Annotated in this window: 1 protein-coding gene; it reads right to left on the bottom strand. The window is 39.3% G+C overall.

The genetic code is table 11. The features are described 5' to 3' along the window. A partial coding sequence (locus tag ACRCJ0_RS13850) for a UDP-N-acetylglucosamine 1-carboxyvinyltransferase (protein ID WP_431390810.1) occupies window positions 1-1,145 on the bottom strand: 1,145 nt, incomplete at its 3' end. Window positions 1,146-1,499 lie beyond the last annotated feature (354 nt).

Here is a 1,499-nt window from a genome sequence, read left to right as displayed (position 1 = left end):
GCAGCAATCACTAGACCAGCACCAGCACGTAAGTCTGAAGCCGTCACAGTTGCACCTGTTAATTGGTTAGGACCATTGTAAGTAATTTGGTCATTGTGTTCTTCAATATTTGCACCCATACGCGCTAACTCAGGTACATGTTTCACACGTTTTGGATAAATCGTATCTACTAATTTACCGTTACCATTCGCTGTTAATAATAATGGCGTAACAGGTTGTTGTAAGTCAGTTGCAAAACCTGGGTATGGTGCTGTTTTAATATCTACAGCTTTTAATTGACCGTCATTTGGATGAATGTAGATAGCATCATCGCTGATGTCCATTTTGACACCCATCTCACGTAATTTCGCTAGGAAGCTTTCAATATGTTCAGCAATGACGTTATTGACAGTAACCCCTTGGCCAACTGCCGCAGCAGCTGCAATATAAGTGCCGGCTTCGATACGGTCAGGAATTTGTTGGTGAGAAGAACCGTGCATCTCGTCCACACCTTCGATACGGATAGTAGAAGTACCCACACCTTTAATCTTAGCACCCATTTTGTTTAAAAGCATTGCAATATCAATGATTTCAGGTTCGCGGGCTGCATTTTCAATGACAGTTGTCCCTTTAGCGCGAGAAGCTGCCAACATAATGTTGATTGTTGCACCAACGCTGACAACATCTAGGTAAATTTCAGTACCAGTTAGGCCGTTACCGTTAGTTGTTAAATGCATAGCACCTAATTCATTGCTTACTTCAGCACCTAAAGCTTCAAAACCTTTTAAATGTAAATCCATTGGACGAGGCCCCAAGTTACAACCACCTGGTAAACCAACAACACCCTCACCGTATTTACCTAATAAGGCACCCATGAAGTAGTAAGATGCGCGCAAGCTTTGGATCTTACCATCAGGCATTGGGATATTTTCCATGTTCGTTGGGTCAATACGCATCACGTGCTCATTGAAATCAACGTCTACATTAAAGTCTTTCAAAATTTCAATTAAAGCGAACACGTCGTCAATTTCCGGTACGCCCTCAATTACCACCGGTGAATCCGCCATAATCGCTGCAGGAATTAGCGCTACTGCACTATTCTTCGCTCCAGAAACTGTAATCTCACCCTTTAACGGATTACCACCCTTGATGATAAATTTTTCCATTATAAAACCCCTCACTCATCATTTTCATTTTCGTTTTATTTACGCTATTTTTTCATTCTGTTAATTTCATAGACTAACTCTTGTTTGTTCATTAATTACCTATACTCGTCACACATGCTATTTTTGCACACTTTTTCCGATTCTATGATAGATAATGCAAGATTGATTATACCTAATTCTCTATGATATAACTACCGTCCCCGCCAATTTTAATTGTTTTTTTAACTTCTATGTAAAATTTGACATATATACAATCAGTTATGGGAGCCATTTAATTTATTATAACCCATGAATCAACCATTATTCATTCGAAAGGTTTAAACATCTTGCAAAAAGGGCAATTTCACGTAAATC

Source organism: Aerococcus sp. L_32, from assembly GCF_050689315.1.
Note: the sequence above shows the minus strand (reverse complement) of the source record. Positions and strands in the feature narration are given on the sequence as shown.